The sequence below is a fragment of the Caulobacter segnis genome, from assembly GCF_031454995.1.
GTDB classification, from domain to species: domain Bacteria; phylum Pseudomonadota; class Alphaproteobacteria; order Caulobacterales; family Caulobacteraceae; genus Caulobacter; species Caulobacter segnis_E.
The window spans coordinates 52,853-72,498 of the sequence record NZ_JAVDRV010000007.1; the positions used below are offsets into that span (position 1 = coordinate 52,853).

Consider the following 19,646-nt stretch of genomic DNA (forward strand, 5'->3'; position numbering starts at 1 on the left):
GGGGCGGCCAGGATCTTGGTCAGGTCCGGACGCGCCTCGGGCGCCATGTAGCCGCGCATCGGCGCGCCGGGCAGGGCCTCGATGGCGAGGTTGTCGCAGGCCTTGGGCTGGCGCACGGGATTGCAGACCGCGACGTCGCCGCCGGTCAGCCGGGCGGTGTAGCCGCCGGGGAAGCGCGGGTCGGGCCACATGTAGTCGGTCGAGACGTACTGGGCGCCGCTGGTGAAGGCGGCGGTGCGGCGCGAGGCGTCGTCGCGGCGCGCCTCCTGGGTGTCGGCGTCGGCGCGGGTGCGGACGATGAAGCCGGCCTTCACGGCCGCCGCGATGCGGTCCTTCTCGGCGATCGGATCGTTAAGCGTCAGATAGGCGGCGGCCGGTGAGGCCTCGTCGGTGTTGACGAACATCGCCCGGCCTTCCAGCGAGGCCCGCTTGCCGCGATAGATCGCGACCTTGGCGGGGTCTTCATCCAAGGCGAAGAAGACCTTGCCGCGGGCCTGGCCGATCTTGGGCCAGCCTCCCCCCGCCTTGGCGCCCGCCAGCACGCCCTCGCGCAGGGTCTTGGCCTTGCCCTGGACCTGGTCGGGCGTGATCAGGCGATCGTCGCCGAACACCGAGCGGATTTCGGCGTCCAGCGCGTCGAACAACGGCTCGGTGAAGGCCAGCGGCTTGACGCCGCCCGGCACGGTGGCCTCGCCTTCCTTGGCGTTCAGCATGATCAGGATCGGCGCGTGGTCGCGGTGGGCGTCCGACCAGGCGCGGACCTCCTTCAGGCACGCGACGAAGGTCACGCACGACACGCGAAAATCGATGTCGGGCATGTGGATGGTCTTGAAGCCCGGCTTGGCCAGGGCGGCCGTCGCCTCGGGGCTCAGGACCGTTCCGCGTCCGAAGACCGTCAGGGGCTTGGCGTAGCGGCCGCCCTCGGGATCGGCCACGACATCCAACTCCAACTGGCGCGCGCCGGCGTTCAGCTGCTCGGCCAGGGGGCGATGGCTGTAGTCGATGCCCAGCGCCTGAGGACGCGCGGCGACCAGAACGGCCATCTCCTCGGGGGGAATGGCCAGCTTGTAGGAGTTGTGCGTGCCCACGGCCATCAGGTCGTTCATCGACAGGGCGTCCATCCGCTGGCGCACGCACGGAGGGCTCTCGTCGGCGGCGGGGCAGGGGGCGGCGACGACGGCCAGGGCGGCGAGCAGGGGCAACATGAGAGAACTCCGAAATAGAGCGTCGCCATACCGCTAGCAGATGACGGTTTGACGTCGCGCTCGGCTAGAAATCGCGGGGCCGTCATCAAGCTTTAAAAAAACCGAGACGCTCCCGTCATCGAGACCACCTAACGCCGCGATTAGCCGTCGGCGCCCAAATCGTGGCGGCCCTCTCCCGGCGGAAAAAGTTTGGGGATCTTACCAATGTCTCGCACCAAGATCGCGCTCCTGGCGGGCGCGGCTCAGCTCGTCATGGCCGCGTTCGCGCCGGCCGCCTTCGCCCGGGTCGAAGACCCCGCGCCCGCCGCCGAGCCGGCCGACTCGGTCGACGCCGTCGTCGTCACCGGCTTCCGCAAGTCGCTGGGCGCCGCTCGCGAAGCCAAGCGCTCCAGCGCCATCGTCACCGACGTGATCGTCGCCGAGGACATGGCCAAGTTCCCGGACCTGAACCTGGCCGAGTCGCTGCAGCGCCTGCCAGGCGTGGCCATCAACCGCGAAGGCGGCGAAGGCCGTCGCGTCAGCCTGCGGGGCCTTGGCCCCGACTTCACCCGCGTCCAGCTGAACGGCATGGAAGTGCTAGGCAACGTCGACTCGCCGATGGACAGCCGCGGCCAGACCTCGCGCGACCGGGCGTTCGACTTCAACATCTTCGCCTCGGACCTGTTCTCGAAGGTCGATGTGCGCAAGTCGTTCTCGGCCGAGCAGGACGAAGGCGGCATGGCCGGCACCGTCGGCCTCTACACCGCCAAGCCGTTCGACTATTCCGGGACCAAGGCGGCTCTGTCGATGCAGGGCGGCACCAACAGCGCCACCAAGGACTTCCAGCCGCGTGGCGCGGCGATGATCAGCAAGAACTGGGACGACAAGTTCGGCGCCCTCTTCTCGGTCGCCTACTCCAAGCGCAAGACCGAGGAGCAGGGCTACAACACCTATGGCGCGGGCACCCAGAAGGCCGTCGCGGCCAACGTGGTCAAGCTGAGCCCCGCCGACGCGGCCAAGGCCACGAATGGCGAGCTGATCTTCCAGCGCGGCAACCGCCTGTCGGTCTGGGATTCCGACCAGGAGCGCCTGGGCCTGACCGCCGCGCTGCAATGGCGTCCGGTCGAGAACGTCACCCTGACCCTCGACGCCCTGCACGGCAAGTTCACCAACGACCGCTCCGAGCTGCACCTGGCCACCCGCGCCAGCGTCGGCTCGACCATCCTGGGCGCGGCCACGCCGCACTCTGGCAACCTGATCAGCGCGCCGCCGGTGCTGAACGCGATCGAGTACGACAAGTACAATTCGATCGTCTACGCCGACGTCGACAACACCGTCTTCGCCACCGAGACGCGTCGCCAGGAAACCAAGAACACCTTCGACCAACTGGTCCTGACCGGCGAATGGAAGGTCACCGACAAGCTGACGATCGACGGCCACATCGGCCGCGAGAAGTCCGACTACGACATTCCGATCTCGGACAAGTTCTACACCGAGGCGTTCGGCGGCCTGATCACCGACTATCGCGGCGACACCGGCAAGAACACCTACAAGTGGAACACCACCGACGCGAACAACTACCGGGCCCACGAGATCGACTTCTCGGCCACCTACCAGACCACCGAGCTGAACAACGCCGAGCTGAACGGCGCCTACGCGTTCAACGACGACTTCGTCCTGAAGGGCGGCGTGTCGTATCGCGGCTTCGAGAACTCGGGCTTCACCCAGGCCAATGACGACGTGAACAAGACGGCCTGGGAAAAGGGCACGCTGGACGACCGTCTCGACGGCGTCACCAAGGTCTTCAGCCAGCACCATGATCAGTCGTGGATCATCGTCGACTGGGACAAGGCGCTGTCGAAGTACGGCGTGACCCGCACGCTGCTGGCGCCCAAGGGCATCTACGCGGTCAAGGAAGACACCAACGCCGGCTACCTGCAGCTGGACTGGAAGACCGAGTTCCTGGGCCGTCCGCTGCGCGGCAACACCGGTCTGCGCGCCTATGAGACCGAACTGAAGTCCTCGGGCGTCATGTCGGTCAAGGGCGTCAACACCCCGACCGAGGCCAAGAAGAAGTACTCGGGCGTCCTGCCGGCCCTGAACGCGGTGCTGGAGGTCTCCGACCAGTTCCAGATCCGCATGGCCGCCGCCAAGAACATCAACCGTCCGGCCCTGGGCGCCTACGCCATGAACGGCTCGATCAGCGTCGACGGCTCGACCGTCACGGTGTCGACCGGCAACCCGAACCTGGATCCCTACAAGTCGAACGAGTTCGACCTGTCGGCCGAGTGGTACTTCGGCAGCGTCGGCATGCTGACCGCCGGCGTGTTCCACAAGGACATCGACGGCCTGGTCTCCAGCCAGACGACGACCAACGTCACCTACGCCAGCACGGGCCTCGCCGAAGGCCTCTATCCGGGCGTGACGGGCTCGACGATCGTCGCCCAGTACACCCGCCAGGTGAACAACACCTCGGCCAAGCTGACGGGTCTGGAGCTGTCGGCCCAGAGCGACTTCTTCTTCCTGCCGGGCGTGCTCAAGCACATGGGCGCGGTGGCCAACCTGACCCTGATCGACTCGTCGACGACCAACCTGGTCAACGGCAAGCCGCAAAAGACCGATATCTTCGGCCTGTCGGACGTCAACGCCAACGCCACCCTGTACTACGAGACCGCCAAGTGGGGCGGCCGCGTCTCGGCCAACTACCGCTCGGACTATCTGATCGACAACGGCGCGTTCAACGCCACGACCTATGTCGACGCGGCGGCCTTCTATCAGCTGACGCCCAGCATCCGCTTGTCGCTCGACGCGATCAACCTGACCAACGAGCGCGAGGAGCAGGTCAACAGCTTCAACAACGGCTTTGGCCAGACCGGCGCCCGCCGCCTGTGGAACTTCACCACCAGCGGCCGCACCGTGTTCGTGGGGGCCAACATCCAATTCTAGACGCTGGAGACTAGAGACGACGAAGCCGCCCGGGAGCGATCCCGGGCGGCTTTTTAGTTGGGCTCTCGACCGTCTTAAGCCGCGACCTGCGAGGCCTCCGCCGGCAGGCGGATCAGGTAGTCGAACGCCGAGAGAGAGGCCTTGGCGCCTTCGCCCATGGCGATGATGATCTGCTTGTACGGCGCGGTGGTCGCGTCGCCCGCGGCGAACACGCCGGGGATCGACGTCTCGCCGCGATAGTCGACCTCGATCTCGCCGCGCGGGGTCAGGGCCACGCCCGAGTCCTTCAGCCACTCGGTGTTGGGCACCAGGCCGATCTGCACGAACACGCCTTCCAGGTCGACGCGGTGGACGGCGTCGCCGTTGCGGTCCTTGTAGGAGAGGCCGTTCACCCGGGCGCCGTCGCCGTGGATCTCGGTGGTCATGGCCGAGGTGACGATCTTGACGTTCGGCAGGCTGGCCAGTTTCCGTTGCAGCACGGCGTCGGCGCGCAGCTGGCTGTCGAACTCGATCAGCGTCACGTGCGCCACGATGCCGGCCAGGTCGATGGCCGCCTCGACGCCGCTGTTGCCGCCGCCGATCACCGCCACGCGCTTGCCCTTGAACAGCGGGCCGTCGCAGTGCGGGCAGTAGGCCACGCCCTTGTTCTTGTACTCGGCCTCGCCGGGCACGTTGACGTTCCGCCAGCGGGCGCCGGTCGACAGGATCACGCTCTTGGACTTCAGGCTGGCGCCGTTCTCGAGCTTGATCTCGATCAGGCCGCCCGGGGTCTTGGCCGGAACCAGGCCCACGGCCTTTTGCAGGTTCATCACGTCGACCTCGTAGTCCTTGACGTGCTGCTCCAGCGCCGAGGCCAGCTTGGGGCCTTCGGTGTGCGAGACCGAGATGAAGTTCTCGATGTCCATGGTGTCCAGCACCTGGCCGCCGAAGCGCTCGGCCGCGACGCCGGTGCGGATGCCCTTGCGGGCGGCGTAGATCGCCGCGGCCGCGCCGGCGGGACCGCCGCCGATGACCAGCACCTCGAACGCGTCCTTGGCCTTGATCTTCTCGGCCATGCGGTCGGCCGCGCCGGTGTCCAGCTTGGCCAGGATCTGCTCGACGTCCATGCGGCCCTGGCCGAACGGCTGGCCGTTCAACAGGATGGTCGGGACGGCCATCACCTGGCGTGCCTCGACCTCGGCCTTGAAGAAGGCGCCGTCGATGGCGACGTGGCGGATGCGCGGGTTCAGGGCGCTCATCGTGTTCAGGGCCTGCACCACGTCGGGGCAGTTCTGGCACGACTGCGAGAAATAGGTTTCGAAGCGGTAGTCGCCGTCCAGGCTCTTGATGCGCTCGATCACCTCGTCGTCGAGGCGCGGCGGGTGGCCGCCGACGTGCAGCAAAGCGAGCACCAGCGAGGTGAACTCGTGGCCCAGCGGCAGGCCGGCGAACCGGACGTCCGCATCGCCCGCGGCGCGCGTGATGGCGAACGACGGCTTGCGTTCGTTGTCGCCGGCCAGGTTCAGGGTGACCTTGTCCGAGGTGGCGACGATGTCTTCCAGCAGCGCCTTCATCTCGGCCGAGCCGGCGGAGTCGTCCAGCGACGCGACCAGTTCGATCGGCTGGCGCAGGTTCTGCAGATAGGTGGTCAGCTGGGTCTTCAGACCGGCGTCCAGCATGATGGGCTCCCTGGTGGGTTGGGGAGTGAAACGGGGCGTTCGATTGTCGGGGAGAGCATCGAACGCGGCGAGCGATCGAGAAGGGTGCGCCGCCGCCCGCCCTGCGACGGGTGGCGGCGCGGTATTCAGGTCTTAGATCTTGCCGACGAGGTCGAGCGAGGGGGCCAGGGTCTTTTCACCCTCTTCCCACTTGGCCGGGCAGACTTCGCCCGGGTGCGAGGCCACGTACTGGGCGGCCTTGACCTTGCGGAGCAGTTCGGCGGCGTTGCGGCCGATGCCTTCGGCGGTGACTTCCATGAACTGGATGACGCCTTGCGGGTCGACCAGGAAGGTGCCGCGGTCGGCCAGGCCGACGCCCGGACGCATGATGTCGAAGTTGTTGGTCACCAGGCCCGACGGGTCGCCGATCATGGTGTACTTGATCTTGCCGATGGCCGGCGAGCTGTCGTGCCAGGCCTTGTGCGAGAAGTGCGTGTCGGTCGAGACCGAGTAGATCTCAACGCCCAGCTTCTGGAACGTGTCGTAGTTGTCGGCCAGGTCTTCCAGCTCGGTCGGGCACACGAAGGTGAAGTCGGCCGGGTAGAAGAAGAAGATCGACCACTTGCCCTTCACGTCGGCTTCGCTGACCGTGACGAACTTGCCGTCCTTGAAGGCCTGGGCGGTGAAGGGTTTGATCTCGGTGTTGATCAGCGACATGGGGCGCTCCGTTGAAAGGATGCGCAGTCTTTAAGGCTCGGCTGATGATCGAGCAAATTGATAAATCTTCTGGACGGAATAGAGTGGGTCTATGGCCCGCTCCCGGCGGTCTGGGCGGCGGCGAGGACCTCGCCGCCGCCGCGCCGGCGGACATGCCGTATGCGGACGGTCCGTAACGGGAAGGGCGGTCCGTCCCCTCGGCGAGCTGGCTCGCCGCCGCCTTCCCGATGTCGCGCGGATCACCCCCAGATGATCCGACCGTCGCGCCGAACTCCGCGCCTCCCCAGACGCGGACATCCGCCAGGGGCGCAAGTGATTGAAGCGGGGCGTCGAGGTCGAGAGGCGAGGCGCCCTCAGGCCGTCTCGCCAGGGCGGACGACCTTCGGGTGGGCGCCTTAAGCGAGCGGGCGCCTCTAAATCAGCCAGCTTTGGGGGCGAGGATAGGCCTCGCCGCGCGACAGGTAGTAGATGCCGGCGATGCAGCGGGCGATGAACCACAGGCTGATCCCGCCCATGATGACCCCGCCGAGCATCAGCATCGGAATACCGATCAACACCAGGCTCAGCGGAATGCCGATCAGGAAGATCGCCAGGCCCAGCAGGAAGCCGGCGATCGACAGCCAGAAGCTCCGGATGGCGAAGGTGAAATGGGTCGCGTTCACGGGGCCGGCGGCGTCGCGGCTGACATAGGCCACGATCAGGCCGACGATGAAGGTCAGGCCGTTGGTGAAGCCCAGCAGGTACAGGCCGTAGACGACGGCCGGCAGCAGCTTGTCCTCGTCGGCGCGCGGGGTGACGATGGTGTCGGTCATGGTTACAGCATCCAGCTCTTGGGCGTGGGATAGGGTTGGTTCTTAAACAGATTGGACAGGCCGATGATCCCGCGGACGATGATCCACAGGCCGACCGCGACCATCAGCACCACGCCGATACCGATCACGGTCAGCAGGGCAGAGATCGTGGCGAACAGCACGGCCAGCCAGAAGGTCCGGATCTGGAACTCGTAGTGGCTAGCCAGCCATTCGGGCGCGTCCTTGCGGCTGACATAGGCCAGGATCGCGGCGATCACGCAGGTCAGGCCGCCGGTCGGCGGGCCCGCGATCAGCAGGGCGTAGCCGATGCCGGGCAAGGTCTTGTCGTCCTGCAGCCGAGGCGGGACGGCGGGGTCTAGAGTGGGGTCGGACACGGTTTTGAGCCTAGGGATATCGTCGTTGGCTCAACGATCGCGCCGACGAGGGCGGGATGCAAATGAAGGTGGCGTCATGACGCCGTTTTCACCTTCGCGGAAAACATTACAAAAAAGTCATGTTCTTTGAAGCCATCCGCTCGGGCGCGACTGGCGTACCGCATGGTGACCGCGCGCCGTCGACTTCTCCCCACCCATCCCCCCCAATTCGATGGAAGGTTCCAAAGATGATGCGTTCGATCCCGCGCCGCTTGGCGGTGCTGGCGCTCGCCGCCACGGCTGTGTCCACCCCGGCTTTCGCCGATCACCACGGCGCCAAGCCTAACATCGTCGGCGTCGCCGCCGGCAATGCGGACTTCTCCACGCTGGTGACGGCGGTCAAGGCCGCCGGCCTCGTCGACACCCTGTCGGGCGCGGGTCCGTTCACGGTGTTCGCCCCGACCAACGCCGCCTTCGGCAAGCTGCCCGCGGGCACGGTCGAGACCCTGGTCAAGCCGGAGAACAAGGCGACCCTGACCAAGATCCTCACCTGCCACGTCGTGGCCGGGAAGGTCGTGGCCAAGGACCTGCTGGCGGCCATCACGGCCAACGGCGGCGCCTACACGATCAAGACGGTCGGCGGCTGCCAGTTCAAGGCGGCGGTCGAGGGCGGCAAGGTCGTCATCACCGACGAGAAGGGCGGCAAGAGCACCGTCGCCGCCACCGATGTCGAAGCCAGCAACGGCGTGATCCACGTGATCGACAGCGTGCTGATGCCGCGCTGATCGAGACGTCTCTTTCCCTCCGCTTACCTGCGCGCGCCCCGGCCTAACGGTCGGGGCGTTTTCTTTTCAAGGCAGCAGGTCGGCGGGCGGGTCGTGCGGGTCGAAGGCTTGGCCGGCGCCGATCCAGGGCAGGGCGGCCAGGAGCAGCAACAGGACGAAGACCATCCGCGCGGTCATGTCGACGCCCACGGCGGCCATGCCCACGCTCAGCGAGAACATCAGCGTCGCCGCCGCCCCGAACGTCGTCAGGGCGATCATGCCGGTCAGGGCCGCCCGCGCTTCGATCCGCGCCACGCCGAAGCGGGCCTTGGGCGAGAGGTCGGCGCCGACGGCGGCCACGGCGCGGGCCAGGGTCGAGAAGCTGGCCAGCCGGTCCTCGAACCGGCCCGGGCCCTGGTAGCTCTGCGAGACGACGACGATCCGCCGCCAGCCGAAGGTCAGCAGCAGGCTGCGCCGGCGTCCGTCCTGGCCCAGGGCCAGGCGGTAGCGGGTCAGGCTGGTCAGTGGAAAGCGCCGCTCGGCCTTGCCGCGCGTCTCCACCAGGGTCCCGGCCTCCAGCGTCCAGACCGTCTCGGGCTGGAGGGGAGAGAGCCGGGCGCCGTGGCGGATGCTCATGGGGTTCAGGCTCTTACGGCGGTGATCTCGACCCCGGCGGCGGCGGCGTGCGGGGCGAGCGCGAGGGGCTTTTCGACCCGCACGCGGGCGCGGGTGACGCGGGGATCGGTGAAGCAGGCCTGGGCCAGGCGCTCGGCGAAGGTCTCGACGAGATCGATATGGCCCTCGGCGACGATGGCGCGGGCGGCCTCGCCGACCATCTCGTAGTTCACGGTGTCGGGCAGGCGCTCGCAGTGGCTAGCGGCCACGTCCAGCTCGACATCGACGACCAGCGGCTGCATGCGGCCATGCTCGTGGTCATAGACGCCGATCTGGGCCTCGACCTTCAGGCCGCGCACGAAGACCTTGGTCACGATCACGCGCGCCAGGTCCTGGGCGAGATCCTGGGCGGGAGCGGTGTCGGGGAGCGGAGCTGCGGCCAAGGCGGCCTCTCTGGTTACGGAGCGACGATGTCGGGCGTCTTCCAGCCCAGGTGCTGGCCGCCGTCCACGGCGATCATCTGGCCCGTGACCGACGTGGCGTCAATGAGATAGCGCAGCGCCGCGGCGACGTCGTCCGGCGTGGCGCGGCGTTGCAACAGCACGCCGGCGGCCTCCGCCTCGAACTCGCCGGGCGCCTGGTGGACCGACGGCAGCACCGGTCCGGGGCCGATGGCGTTGACCCGGATGCGCGGCGCCAGGGCCTGGGCGAGGGTCTGGGTCGCCCACCACAGGCCGGCCTTCGAGAGGCTGTAGCTGAAGAACTGCGGGTTGGGCCGCCAGACGCGCTGGTCGATGATGTTGACCACCAGGCCCGCCCGATCCGCCGGCAGGGCGGCGGCGAAGGCCTCGGCCAGCACCAGCGGCGCGCGCAGGTTGGTTTCGAGGTGGAGGTCCCAGGTCCGGCGGGACAGGTCGCCCACGCGGTCGTCCTCGAAGGCCGAGGCGCTGTTGACCAGCAGGGTGACGGGCCCAAGCGCGTCGGTCGCCTGGGCGATCAGGCCGGCCGTCTCGCTCTCGTTGGCGAGGTCGGCGCGGACCAGGGCCGCGCGGCGGCCCAGCGCGCGCGCGTCGGCGGCGGTCTCCTCGGCCTCTTCGGTCGAGGCGCGGCAGTGGATGGCGACGTCGTGGCCGGCGCGGGCGGCTTCAAGAGCCAGGGCCCGGCCGATCCGACGCCCCGCGCCGGTGACCAGGGCCGCGCCGCGCGCGCTCATCGGCGGGCTCAGTCGATGCGGCCGAACTCGGCCAGGTTCAACGTCACGATGACGCCGAGGAAGATGGCGATGACGAGGATCGCGAGCATGGCGCGGCTCCGAGAGAGAAAGATGTTGGGGTTCGGCTTTAAAGGGCGAGGCCGCCGACCGCAAGCACGGGAGACCGCGTATCCAACACCGCGATCTTTTCCCGTGTCATCCCGGGCGGCGCAGCCGACCCGGGACCCAGGGGTTGAAGGAACGCCGCGCGCGCCGCCCCTGGGTCCCGGCTCTGCGCTACGCTTCGGCCGGGATGACACGAGATTTGAAGCTCCCACGCGCGCCGATAGCCTTTAAGAACACCCCCATGCTCTGGCGCCGCCGCATCGAACCGTTCACGAGACCCCTGGTCTACGCCTTCTTCCGCTTCAGACGGGGGCTGACGCTGGGCGTGCGGGCGGTGGTCACCGACGAGGCCGGCAAGATCCTCTTGATCCAGCACACCTACATCAAGGGCTGGTACCTGCCCGGCGGCGGGGTCGAGCGCGGCGAGACGGCCGAGCTGGCCGTGGTCCGCGAGCTGCGGGAGGAGGCCGGCGTCCGCGCCCTGTCCCGCCCGCGCCTGGTCAGCGCCCACAGCAACGAGATCCTGCACCCCGGCGACCACGTCCTGGTCTACCGGATCGAGGCCTGGGAAACCTGCGCCTCCAACGCCGCCGGCGAGATCCACGCGGTGGGGTGGTTCGATCCGCACGACCTGCCCGACGAGACCACGCGCGCCACCCGCCGCCGGATCGCCGAGGCGCTGCACGGGGAAGAGCCGGACGCGATGTGGTGAGGGGCTCCAGCGCCCCCTCCGTCTCGTCGCCTCGCGGCGCCGATCCACCTCCCCCGTTGCACGGGGGAGGATGCCGTCCTCCTCACCCGCGAAGCGGGGGAGGTGGCGCGATGCGCAGCATCGTGACGGAGGGGGCGCTCGTTACCCCCTTCACACCTGATCGCCGATCACATTAAATGGTTGTTTGAAACCGTCCGCCGTCTCTCCCAACTAGAGCGGGCGATCCCAACGGGCAGGAGAACGTCATGCGCGACTACACCAAGTTCTACATCGACGGCGCCTGGGTCGATCCCGCCCAGCCCAAGACCCTGGATGTCATCAACCCGGCCACCGAGGCCGTCGCCGGCGTGATCTCGATGGGCTCGGCCGCCGACGTCGACAAGGCCGTGCGCGCCGCGCGCAAGGCCTTCGCCACCTTCTCCCAGACCAGCCGCGAGGAGCGGATCGACCTGCTCGAGCGGATCATCGCCGAGTACCAGAAGCGCTTCGAGGACATGGCGAAAGCCATCACCGAGGAGATGGGCGCCCCCGCCTGGCTGGCCCAGCGCGCCCAGGCGGCCATGGGCATCGGCCACGTCCAGACGGCGATGGCGGTGCTCAAGGACTACAAGTTCGAGGAAGATCGCGGCACGACCCGCATCGTCAAGGAGCCGATCGGCGTCTGCGCCTTCATCACGCCATGGAACTGGCCGGTGAACCAGATCGCCTGCAAGGTCGGCCCGGCCCTGGCCACCGGCTGCACCATGGTGCTGAAGCCCTCGGAAATCGCGCCGTTCAGCGGCTATGTCTGGACCGAGATCCTGCACGCCGCCGGCGTCCCGGCCGGGGTCTTCAACCTGGTCAATGGCGACGGCCCCACGGTCGGCGCGGCGCTCAGCAGCCATCCCGAAGTCGACATGGTCTCGTTCACCGGCTCGACCCGCGCCGGCATCGAGGTGGCCAAGAACGCCGCCCCGACCGTCAAGCGCGTCCACCAGGAGCTGGGCGGCAAGAGCCCCAACATCATCCTCGACGACGCCGACTTCCAGAAGGCCGTCGGCGGGGGCGTGGCCTCGGTGATGCTGAACTCGGGCCAGTCGTGCAACGCCCCGACCCGCATGCTGGTCCCCGGCAAGCGCATGGACGAGGTGATCGCCATCGCCAAGGCCGCCGCCGAGGCCCACACGGTCGGCGACCCGAACGGCAATTACAAGATGGGCCCAGTCGTCTCCGAGACCCAGTGGAACAAGATCCAGGGCTTGATCCAGAAGGGCATCGACGAGGGCGCCACCCTGGTCACCGGCGGCCCCGGCCGTCCCGAGGGCCTGGACAAGGGCTACTATGTGAAGCCCACCGTCTTCGCCAACGTCACCAACGACATGACCATCGCCAAGGAGGAGATCTTCGGCCCGGTGGTCTCGATCCTGGGCTACGACACGGTCGAGGAAGCCGTCACCGTCGGCAACGACACCGAGTACGGCCTGGCGGCCTATGTCTCGGGCGGCGACCAGGGCGAGGTCCGGAAAGTGGCTTCGAAGCTCCGCGCCGGCCAGGTGAACCTGAACGGCGCCAGCCCCGACCTGATGGCCCCGTTCGGCGGCTACAAGATGAGCGGCAACGGCCGCGAGTGGGGCGACCACGCGTTCGGCGAGTTCCTGGAGACCAAGGCGATCCTCGGCTACTCGGCGAAGGTGGCGGCGGAGTAGGGCTTACTCTGAGCTAGCTGGATTTGGAGAGGGCGGGGCCGCGATGCTCCGCCTTCTATTTTCCCACGCCGTTTGCCTCGCTTCGGACTGGTGGAGTGACTACGTCGCCTGGCCGCGCTGGTGGTGCAATTGCTATAAAGCGTTGCTTCGGATATTTAGATTTCATCAATGGGTGGAATGCTTTCGCTAGAATATCGCACCGCTCAACGTTTTCTTTTGACATGTCTCTTATTGAGGAAATCAAGTTTTCAACCGTATTTGAGTAGGGTTGTGTCGCTAGAAACTCTTGCTCGGTGAGTCTGTGGATCCCAACGCGGCCGTTCATTGCAATGGGTGCGGGAAGCATTTTGTGGAGGTCTTCGTACTGGTTGCGATACTCCTTCATGGAAAGCACCATGCTTTCGTGACGGGCGATTACGAGTGTCAGATCCATTAAGAAGTTTACTTCCTGTATCTGGACAAGAAGACTCATCTCTTCAGCGTTGAGGCGCGCAGCTTCATCTATCTCGAGACCTACCATTGGATGTATACGGCGCCACAGAAGGTCTGCCTGAGCGCCGCCAATGTCTGGTTCTAAATCGCGATTCCAGACGTGTCGATAAATGTCGTGAGATGAATTTAGAACTTTCCAGACTTTAAGGCCTATTAATTGCGCCGTTTCGATATCTCTATATTTGGAGTCTGCTCTCCTATAATGATCATTTATGAAGTATCCGGCTAAAGCAACGGCAACGGCCGTCGCAGACATTATGCCTGAAAACCAGTCCGCCCAAGCTCCGGGTGCGAGGCATAGGCTTCCGAAGCAATATTTTATTTCAGTCACACTTGCCCCCTCACATCTCTTGGAGGCAGCAGCGTGCCGGACTGACCAGGTCAGTCAAGGACCGCCCTCCGGGCGGCCGCTCCGCGGCGACGCGCAGCGTCGTCCTTGAGTGACGTGGACAGCCCGGCGATCGTCTCGCCGCGGGATGTAAGGATGGCTCCCTCTCCCATGGGGAGAGGGCCGGGGAGAGGGGGTAAACCGCGCGACGGAGCGCCGGCAGGGCGGCGGCCCTCGTAATCCCTCTCCCTCCCACCGCTGCGCGGCGGGCCCCGCCCTCTCCCGCCGGGAGAGGGATCACCACGCGACTCCCTCTCCCATGGGGAGAGGGCCGGGGAGAGGGGGTAAGCCGCTCGCCGGAGCGCCGGCGGGGCGGCGGCTTTGAAACCCCTCTCCCGACCGCTTCGCGGCCACCCTCTCCCTCTGGGAGAGGGAACAGGAACACGGAAACCCCGATTCCTTCTGTTGAGCGCGCTCCGGGGCTGAGGCCATCCTCCACGCATGGACGCCACCGCCAACGCTCGCCGCCTGCGCCAATCCCAGACCCTGGCCGAGAAGACGCTGTGGGGCCTGGTCCGGGCGCACCGTCTGGGCGGGTTCAAGTTCAGGCGGCAGGTCCCGATCGGCGGCTATTTCGCCGACTTTGTCTGTGAACAGACCAGGCTGATCGTCGAGCTGGACGGCGCGGCGCACGAGGGACGCGAGGACTATGACGCCCGTCGCACGGAGGCGCTGGAGCGGTTCGGCTACATGGTGCTGAGATTCCGAAACGAGCGGGTTCTGGCCGATCCAGGTGGGACGGCGGACGATATTCTGGCGGCGTTGTGGGGCGCTACGCGAGGGTGAAACCCCTCTCCCGACCGCTTCACGGCCACCCTCTCCCTCTGGGAGAGGGATTGGGATACCCTCCCCCCATGACCACCTCCGACATCCCGCCCCCCGAAGCTCCACCCGCCGAGACCCCGATGCAGCGCGCGCTGCGGCTCAAGCAGGCGGCGCTGGATGGGCGGCCCAAGCCGCCGCGGGGCGGCAAGTTCCAGCGCCAGCAGGCCGCGCGCGTCGCCACGGGCGCCTCCAAGCCGTGGATGAGCCGCTGATGGCCGGCCTCAAGGACAAGCGCGGCTTCATCGACAAGGACCGCCTGGATCTCTCCGAGCGCCAGGCCGTCGAGTACTGGATGAAGCGCTGGGGCGTGACCCGCGACCAGATCACCGCCGCCCACCGCAAGGTCGGCAAGATGACCAAGGACATCGCCGCGGAGCTCGGCAAGAAGCGCTGAGGCGCGCGGCGGAACTCCTGGGTCTCTCACGGCTTCGACTCGGTGAAGGAGACCGTGATGTCCGACGACCACCCCAACTCCGCCACGACCCGGATCGACGTCCGCGAGCCCGAGGCCGTGCGATACTGGACCGAGGCGCTGGGCGTCACCGAGGAGGTCCTCAACGAAGCCGTCGACCATGTCGGGTCCAGCGAGGAAGACGTGCGGAAGTATATCGGCAGCAATAGCTGAGGGGTTTTAGATCCTCCCCCGCGATGCGGGGGAGGTGGCCCAGGGGGCCGGAGGGGGCCAGCTCGGCCGATCTCTACCTCGCCCCCTCCGTCGGCTCCGCCGACACCTCCCCCGTGTCACGGGGGAGGAACTTCACGAGCGTTCGCGGCGCTCTATCATCCGCGTAGACGAAATCGAACCCAGCGATTTCAACGACTTCTCACTTTTACACGCCGCTGGATCATCCGCGTTGAAACCCCGCCCATACTTGTCCTCACCCGATGGCTTGGAAGGGACGTCCGGCCGGCGATCGTGACGGCTGTCGGGGGTGGTCGAGCGGGATCTAGGTTCGGGCTGAAATCGCCCGGACGGTCCGGGGACCGGGTCGCCAGCCCGGCCCGCCCGTCGGGGGCCTCTTTCGGAAGCGGGTTAAAACCCCGCGCGTCGAGGGCTCACCGGATAACGACCGCGCGGAGCGTCTGGCTTCGTCGAAACGGTATTTATCCAATTCCTCCGGACGGATGTCCGGCGCTCCGCGTCCCCTTCCTAACCTTCAGCGGCAAGCCGCGTGAAGCCGATTCCTCATGTTCCCTCCCCCTTGATGGGGGAGGGTAGGGTGGGGGTGAAAACGGCGATCGAGGCCGCGCGCCACCGCCACCTCACCAGTCACCCCATCCCCAACCCTTCCCCATCAAGGGGAAGGGAGAGCGGAGGTGACATAACGCCGCTATTTCACCCCCTTGCCGCCGCCGCGCCCCCGGCCCACCGTGGGCTGATACGGGGAGAGCGCGGATGAACGACGACTGGAGCGCCGGCTATGTGGTCGAGACGGGCTACACCTACGGCGCCTATCCGGAGCTCAACCCGGTCCGCGCGGCCTTTCCACTGCTGCTGAAGGGCTTGCGGGCGCCCAGGATCGAGACGGCTTGCGAGCTGGGCTTTGGCCAGGGCTGCTCGGCGGCGATCCACGCGGCGACCCAGGCCGACATCGAATGGTGGGGCTGCGACTTCGCGCCGGCCCAGGCGGTGTTCGCCCGCGACCTGGTCGCCGCCAGCGGGGCCAAGGCTCACTTCTTCGACGACGCCTTCGACGAGTTCGCCGAGCGTCCGGGCCTGCCGGAGTTCGACTTCGTGGCCCTGCATGGCGTCTGGAGCTGGGTGAATGACGCGGCGCGCGAGAAGATCGTCGCGTTCCTGCGGCGGAAGCTGAAGCCAGGCGGCCTCGTCTACATCTCGTACAACACCCAGCCGGGCTGGGCGGTGGCCGGTCCGCTGCGCCACCTGATGAAGCGCCACGCCGAGGCCCTGGGCGCGCCGGGCCTGGGCCCCGCCGCCAACCTGGACGCGGCCTTGCTGACCATGCAGCGCTTCTTCGCCGAGGACCCGATCTATTCGCGGCTCAATCCCGGCGTGATCGACCGGCTGGAGGCGCTGCTCAGGCAGGACCGCGCCTACATGGTCCACGAGTACATGAACCGCGACTGGCATCCGATGTGGTTCGCCGACGTCGAGGCGCGGCTGTCGACGGCCAAGCTGTCGTTCGCGACCTCGGCCTATATGCCCGACCAGGTCGAGGAGCTGAACATCGCGCCGGGCATGGCCGGCTTCCTGCGCGAGCTGCCCGACCCGTCGCTGCGCGAGACCTTCCGCGACTTCGCCGTGCAGGCCCAGTTCCGCCGCGACTACTGGCTGCGCGGCCTCACGCCCCTGGTCGCCGCCGACCAGCGCCGGGCCCTGCGCGACCAGCGCGTGGTGCTGGCCAAGCCGGCCGGCCTGCCGCTGGACAAGGCGCGGGGGACGTTCGCCGAGGTCGACCTGGCCGGACCGCTGTACGAGGCGATCCTCGGGACCTTGAGCGACGGCCAGCCGCGCGCGATCGGCGAGCTGGAGGCCGCCGCGCCCGAGGGAACGACCTTCCCGCAACTGACGACGGCCCTGGCGCTGCTGATGGCCCAGGGCGTCGTGGCCTCGGCGCAAGGCGCGGAGACCGCGGCGCGCGGGGCGGGCACGGCGCGGGCCCTGAACCTGGAGCTGGCCCGGCGAGCGGCCGAGGCGACGGACCTGGCCTTTCTGGCCTCGCCGGTGACCGGCGGCGCGATCCCGGCCCAGCGCTTCCACCAGCTGTTCTGGCTGGCGCGCGAGCGGGAGGGCGGCGGTCCGGCCGAGTGGGCGGCCTTCGCGGCGCGGACGCTGGCCCAGCGGGGACAGGCCCTCGTCTCCGGCGGGGCGGCGCTGGAGGGGCAGGCGGCCCACGCCGCGCTGGAGGCCCAGGCGATCGCCTTCGCCGACACCGTGCTGCCGGTCTGGCGGGGCCTGGGCATCGCCTGAACTGGACAGAACGTCGCAGGGACGAGCCGCGCGAGGCCTGTCATCGTCGAGGCGTCTTCCGAGGGATTCGGAAAGGCGCGCGCGACGGGAGCGACCGGCATGCTGGACGTTGGTGGCGTAGAGCTTGAGTTCCCCTGCCCGCGCTGCGGCGCCGCGGCGCGCGGGACGATCGAGACGGTGCGGTTCCTGCCCGTGATCGACTGCGGCTGCGGCGAGCGGTTCGGCGTGTGCCTCGAGACCTTCGCTCAACGGGTCTCCTCGGCCGAGCTCGCCGCCAAGGCCGCCCGAAAGGCCCGGCGCCGGGCCTGAACGGCGCGCTTCCCCGACGTCGGACTTGCCGCGCGAGCGGTTTGGGCTCACGCTCAACAGAACAATGATAACTTGAGGGAGTGAGACCATGACGCCGCCCGACGGCGGCTCGCCGGTGCGCGAGCCTTCCGCCGCTCCGTTCAAGCCGCTGCCGATGAAGGGCCCCGACGTCAGCGTCGAGCGCCGGGCCGACGGCTCGATCGTCATCACCTCGAACCATCCTCCCGGCGACGGCCCCCGCTCGATCGCCCACCTGTTCGCCCAGAAGGCCGCGGAGCATCCCGAGCGGCCCTACCTGAAGCAGCGCGAACCGGGCCACGGCCCTTGGAGACAAGTGAGCTATGGCGAGGCGCTACGGCAGGTCGAGGGGATCGGCCAGTGGCTGCTCGACCAGGGCCTGACGGCCAGCGACAGCGTCATGATCCTGTCGGCCAACTCGATCGAGCACGCCCTGATGACGCTCGGGGCCTACGCCGCCGGGGTTCCCGCCGCGCCGGTCAGCCCGGCCTACAGCCTGATCTCGACCGACCACGCCAAGCTCAAGCACTGCTTCGAGCGCGTGGCGCCGCGCGTCGTCTTCGCCCAGAGCGGCGCGATGTTCGCCAAGGCGATCGAGACCTTGAAGGCGCTGGATCCGAACCTGCTGATCGTCACCGCCGACGGGATGGGCGAGGGCGCGGTTCCCTACCAGGCGGTCGCCGCCACGACGCCTGCCCCGGCGCTCAAGGCGGCGCTGGAGGACGTCGGTCCCGCCACCGTGGCCAAGTACCTGTTCACCTCCGGCTCGACGGGCCTGCCCAAGGCCGTGCCCCAGACCCACGGCATGATGGCCGGGGTCATCGCCGGCCAGGAGGGTCTCCGCGCCGACGAGCCGGAGACGGACGACGTCCCCCAGAGCCTGGAGTGGATGCCCTGGAGCCACATCTCGGCCGGCAACATCACCTTCAACGCGGTGATCTGGGGCGGCGGCACCCTGCACATCGACGAGGGCAAGCCGCTGCCGGGCATGTTCGAGACGACGATCAAGAACCTCTACGAGGTCTCGCCGGTCGTGTTCGGCTCGGCCCCGATCGCCTTTTCGATGCTGGCCGAGGCCATGGAGAAGGATCCGGACCTGCGCCGCTCGTTCTTCAAGAACCTGCGCTACATGGGCTATGGCGGCGCGACCCTGTCGAACGACGTCTACGAGCGGATCCAGGCCCTGGCCGTGGCCGAGACCGGCCACCGCATCCCGCTGACCACGATGTACGGCGCGACCGAGACCCAAGGCGTCACCGTCACCCACTGGGTCACCGAGCGGGTTGGGCTGGTCGGCCTTCCTCTGCCGGGCATCCAGCTGAAGCTGGCCCCCAGCGGCGCCAAGTACGAGGTTCGGGTCAAGGGCCCGACCGTGGCGGCCGGCTATCACAAGGACCCGGAAAAGACCGCCGCCGCCTTCGACGAGGAGGGCTTCTACCGCCTGGGCGACGCGGCGCGCTTCGTCGATCCGGACGATCCCTCGAAGGGCCTCGTCTTCGACGGCCGGGTGACCGAGGACTTCAAGCTGGACACCGGCACCTGGGTCAGCGTCGGCGTGCTGCGCCCCGACCTCGTCGCCGCCTGCAGTCCCTACATCCACGACGCGGTGATCACCGGCCAGGACAAGCCGTTCATCGGCGCGATGCTGTGGCCTTCGCCGGCGGGGCTGGCGGCCCTGGTCGCCGACCCGGGGCCGGGCACGCCGCTGGAGAAGCTGGTGGCGATCCTGCGCGAGCGCCTGTCGGCCTTCAACGCGGCGGCGGGCGGGTCCTCGCGGCGCGTGGTCCGCTTCACGATCCTGACCGAGCCGCCCTCGATCGACGCGGGCGAGATCACCGACAAGGGCTACGTCAACCAGCGGGCGACGCTGGAGCGCCGCGCCGATCGGGTGGCGGACCTTTACGCCAAGGCGCCGGGCGAGGGGGTCTTCGCGGTCTGA

Annotated in this window: 19 protein-coding genes and 2 pseudogenes; 11 read left to right on the plus strand and 10 right to left on the minus strand. The window is 67.9% G+C overall.

Annotated features, from left to right (window positions below):
- Positions 1-77: 77 nt before the first annotated feature.
- Positions 78-1,205, minus strand: a pseudogene (locus tag J2728_RS19090) (phosphatidylinositol-specific phospholipase C1-like protein); the annotation flags it as partial.
- A 204-nt stretch (positions 1,206-1,409) separates the two neighbouring features.
- Here J2728_RS19090 and J2728_RS19095 point away from each other — a divergent pair.
- Positions 1,410-4,130 carry a TonB-dependent receptor gene (locus tag J2728_RS19095; RefSeq protein ID WP_404979804.1) on the plus strand — a complete coding sequence of 907 codons (2,721 nt, stop codon included), beginning with the start codon at positions 1,410-1,412 and terminating at the stop codon, positions 4,128-4,130.
- A 74-nt stretch (positions 4,131-4,204) separates the two neighbouring features.
- Here J2728_RS19095 and ahpF read toward each other — a convergent pair whose 3' ends face one another.
- From ahpF to J2728_RS19115, 4 genes are all read right to left on the minus strand, one after another.
- Positions 4,205-5,788, minus strand: a complete 1,584-nt coding sequence (gene ahpF, locus J2728_RS19100; protein WP_310001701.1) for an alkyl hydroperoxide reductase subunit F — start codon at positions 5,786-5,788, stop codon at positions 4,205-4,207.
- 132 nt (positions 5,789-5,920) lie between these two features.
- Positions 5,921-6,484, minus strand: coding sequence for an alkyl hydroperoxide reductase subunit C (gene ahpC, locus J2728_RS19105; protein WP_310001703.1), 564 nt, complete (start codon positions 6,482-6,484; stop codon positions 5,921-5,923).
- Between the two features lie 413 nt (positions 6,485-6,897).
- Entirely contained in the window at positions 6,898-7,296 is a 399-nt protein-coding gene (locus J2728_RS19110) for a DUF4870 family protein (RefSeq protein ID WP_310001704.1), read from the minus strand.
- 2 nt (positions 7,297-7,298) lie between these two features.
- Entirely contained in the window at positions 7,299-7,670 is a 372-nt protein-coding gene (locus J2728_RS19115) for a DUF4870 family protein (RefSeq protein ID WP_310001707.1), read from the minus strand.
- Positions 7,671-7,897: 227 nt separating this feature from the next.
- Between J2728_RS19115 and J2728_RS19120 the strand changes: the two genes are divergently transcribed.
- Entirely contained in the window at positions 7,898-8,434 is a 537-nt protein-coding gene (locus tag J2728_RS19120; RefSeq protein WP_310001710.1) for a fasciclin domain-containing protein, read from the plus strand.
- Between the two features lie 66 nt (positions 8,435-8,500).
- Here the strand turns inward: J2728_RS19120 and J2728_RS19125 are convergent, their stop codons facing one another.
- Genes J2728_RS19125 through J2728_RS19135 form a run of 3 tightly spaced genes read right to left on the minus strand, consistent with a single transcriptional unit; the run spans position 8,501 to position 10,241 of the window.
- The gene (locus J2728_RS19125) at positions 8,501-9,049 is read right to left on the minus strand and encodes a hypothetical protein (protein WP_310001712.1); all 549 of its coding nucleotides are present in this window, start codon (positions 9,047-9,049) and stop codon (positions 8,501-8,503) included.
- Between the two features lie 5 nt (positions 9,050-9,054).
- Positions 9,055-9,471: a dihydroneopterin aldolase gene (gene folB / locus J2728_RS19130; RefSeq protein WP_310001714.1), complete on the minus strand. Its 417-nt coding sequence runs from the start codon at positions 9,469-9,471 to the stop codon at positions 9,055-9,057.
- 14 nt (positions 9,472-9,485) lie between these two features.
- A complete protein-coding gene (locus J2728_RS19135; RefSeq protein ID WP_310001715.1) occupies positions 9,486-10,241 on the minus strand; it encodes an SDR family oxidoreductase in 756 nt (251 codons plus the stop codon).
- A 346-nt stretch (positions 10,242-10,587) separates the two neighbouring features.
- Between J2728_RS19135 and J2728_RS19140 the strand changes: the two genes are divergently transcribed.
- A complete protein-coding gene (locus tag J2728_RS19140; RefSeq protein ID WP_310001717.1) occupies positions 10,588-11,058 on the plus strand; it encodes an NUDIX domain-containing protein in 471 nt (156 codons plus the stop codon).
- A 245-nt stretch (positions 11,059-11,303) separates the two neighbouring features.
- Entirely contained in the window at positions 11,304-12,743 is a 1,440-nt protein-coding gene (locus tag J2728_RS19145) for an aldehyde dehydrogenase family protein (protein ID WP_310001718.1), read from the plus strand.
- A 55-nt stretch (positions 12,744-12,798) separates the two neighbouring features.
- On the opposite strand, the gene J2728_RS19150 is transcribed toward J2728_RS19145, so the two are convergent.
- Positions 12,799-13,566 (minus strand): hypothetical protein, encoded by a 768-nt coding sequence (locus J2728_RS19150; RefSeq protein WP_310001720.1) that lies wholly within the window; start codon positions 13,564-13,566, stop codon positions 12,799-12,801.
- A gap of 155 nt (positions 13,567-13,721) precedes the next feature.
- Positions 13,722-13,859: pseudogene (locus tag J2728_RS22370) on the minus strand (hypothetical protein); the annotation flags it as partial.
- 205 nt (positions 13,860-14,064) lie between these two features.
- Between J2728_RS22370 and J2728_RS19155 the strand changes: the two are divergent.
- The 7 genes from J2728_RS19155 to J2728_RS19185 all read left to right on the plus strand — a co-directional run bounded on the left by J2728_RS19155 (position 14,065) and on the right by J2728_RS19185 (position 19,646).
- Entirely contained in the window at positions 14,065-14,409 is a 345-nt protein-coding gene (locus tag J2728_RS19155) for an endonuclease domain-containing protein (RefSeq protein WP_310001722.1), read from the plus strand.
- A 68-nt stretch (positions 14,410-14,477) separates the two neighbouring features.
- The gene (locus J2728_RS19160; protein ID WP_310001723.1) at positions 14,478-14,660 is read left to right on the plus strand and encodes a hypothetical protein; all 183 of its coding nucleotides are present in this window, start codon (positions 14,478-14,480) and stop codon (positions 14,658-14,660) included.
- Positions 14,660-14,842 (plus strand): DUF3606 domain-containing protein, encoded by a 183-nt coding sequence (locus tag J2728_RS19165; protein WP_066730332.1) that lies wholly within the window; start codon positions 14,660-14,662, stop codon positions 14,840-14,842. Before J2728_RS19160 ends, J2728_RS19165 begins: the two co-directional genes overlap by 1 nt.
- A gap of 57 nt (positions 14,843-14,899) precedes the next feature.
- The gene (locus tag J2728_RS19170; RefSeq protein WP_310001726.1) at positions 14,900-15,073 is read left to right on the plus strand and encodes a DUF3606 domain-containing protein; all 174 of its coding nucleotides are present in this window, start codon (positions 14,900-14,902) and stop codon (positions 15,071-15,073) included.
- A 771-nt stretch (positions 15,074-15,844) separates the two neighbouring features.
- Entirely contained in the window at positions 15,845-17,380 is a 1,536-nt protein-coding gene (locus J2728_RS19175) for a methyltransferase regulatory domain-containing protein (RefSeq protein ID WP_310001727.1), read from the plus strand.
- Positions 17,381-17,479: 99 nt separating this feature from the next.
- The gene (locus J2728_RS19180) at positions 17,480-17,689 is read left to right on the plus strand and encodes a hypothetical protein (RefSeq protein WP_310001728.1); all 210 of its coding nucleotides are present in this window, start codon (positions 17,480-17,482) and stop codon (positions 17,687-17,689) included.
- Between the two features lie 88 nt (positions 17,690-17,777).
- Positions 17,778-19,646: an AMP-binding protein gene (locus J2728_RS19185; RefSeq protein WP_310001729.1), complete on the plus strand. Its 1,869-nt coding sequence runs from the start codon at positions 17,778-17,780 to the stop codon at positions 19,644-19,646.

Bases quoted from the DNA above. Each gene is read 5' to 3' on its own strand.
- J2728_RS19095 (WP_404979804.1), top strand. From the start codon at position 1,410: ATGTCTCGCACCAAGATCGCGCTCCTGGCGGGCGCGGCTCAGCTCGTC.
- ahpF (WP_310001701.1), bottom strand. From the start codon at position 5,788: ATGCTGGACGCCGGTCTGAAGACCCAGCTGACCACCTATCTGCAGAAC.
- ahpC (WP_310001703.1), bottom strand. From the start codon at position 6,484: ATGTCGCTGATCAACACCGAGATCAAACCCTTCACCGCCCAGGCCTTC.
- J2728_RS19110 (WP_310001704.1), bottom strand. From the start codon at position 7,296: ATGACCGACACCATCGTCACCCCGCGCGCCGACGAGGACAAGCTGCTG.
- J2728_RS19120 (WP_310001710.1), top strand. From the start codon at position 7,898: ATGATGCGTTCGATCCCGCGCCGCTTGGCGGTGCTGGCGCTCGCCGCC.
- J2728_RS19125 (WP_310001712.1), bottom strand. From the start codon at position 9,049: ATGAGCATCCGCCACGGCGCCCGGCTCTCTCCCCTCCAGCCCGAGACG.
- J2728_RS19135 (WP_310001715.1), bottom strand. From the start codon at position 10,241: ATGAGCGCGCGCGGCGCGGCCCTGGTCACCGGCGCGGGGCGTCGGATC.
- J2728_RS19140 (WP_310001717.1), top strand. From the start codon at position 10,588: ATGCTCTGGCGCCGCCGCATCGAACCGTTCACGAGACCCCTGGTCTAC.
- J2728_RS19145 (WP_310001718.1), top strand. From the start codon at position 11,304: ATGCGCGACTACACCAAGTTCTACATCGACGGCGCCTGGGTCGATCCC.
- J2728_RS19155 (WP_310001722.1), top strand. From the start codon at position 14,065: ATGGACGCCACCGCCAACGCTCGCCGCCTGCGCCAATCCCAGACCCTG.
- J2728_RS19160 (WP_310001723.1), top strand. From the start codon at position 14,478: ATGACCACCTCCGACATCCCGCCCCCCGAAGCTCCACCCGCCGAGACC.
- J2728_RS19165 (WP_066730332.1), top strand. From the start codon at position 14,660: ATGGCCGGCCTCAAGGACAAGCGCGGCTTCATCGACAAGGACCGCCTG.
- J2728_RS19170 (WP_310001726.1), top strand. From the start codon at position 14,900: ATGTCCGACGACCACCCCAACTCCGCCACGACCCGGATCGACGTCCGC.
- J2728_RS19175 (WP_310001727.1), top strand. From the start codon at position 15,845: ATGAACGACGACTGGAGCGCCGGCTATGTGGTCGAGACGGGCTACACC.
- J2728_RS19180 (WP_310001728.1), top strand. From the start codon at position 17,480: ATGCTGGACGTTGGTGGCGTAGAGCTTGAGTTCCCCTGCCCGCGCTGC.
- J2728_RS19185 (WP_310001729.1), top strand. From the start codon at position 17,778: ATGACGCCGCCCGACGGCGGCTCGCCGGTGCGCGAGCCTTCCGCCGCT.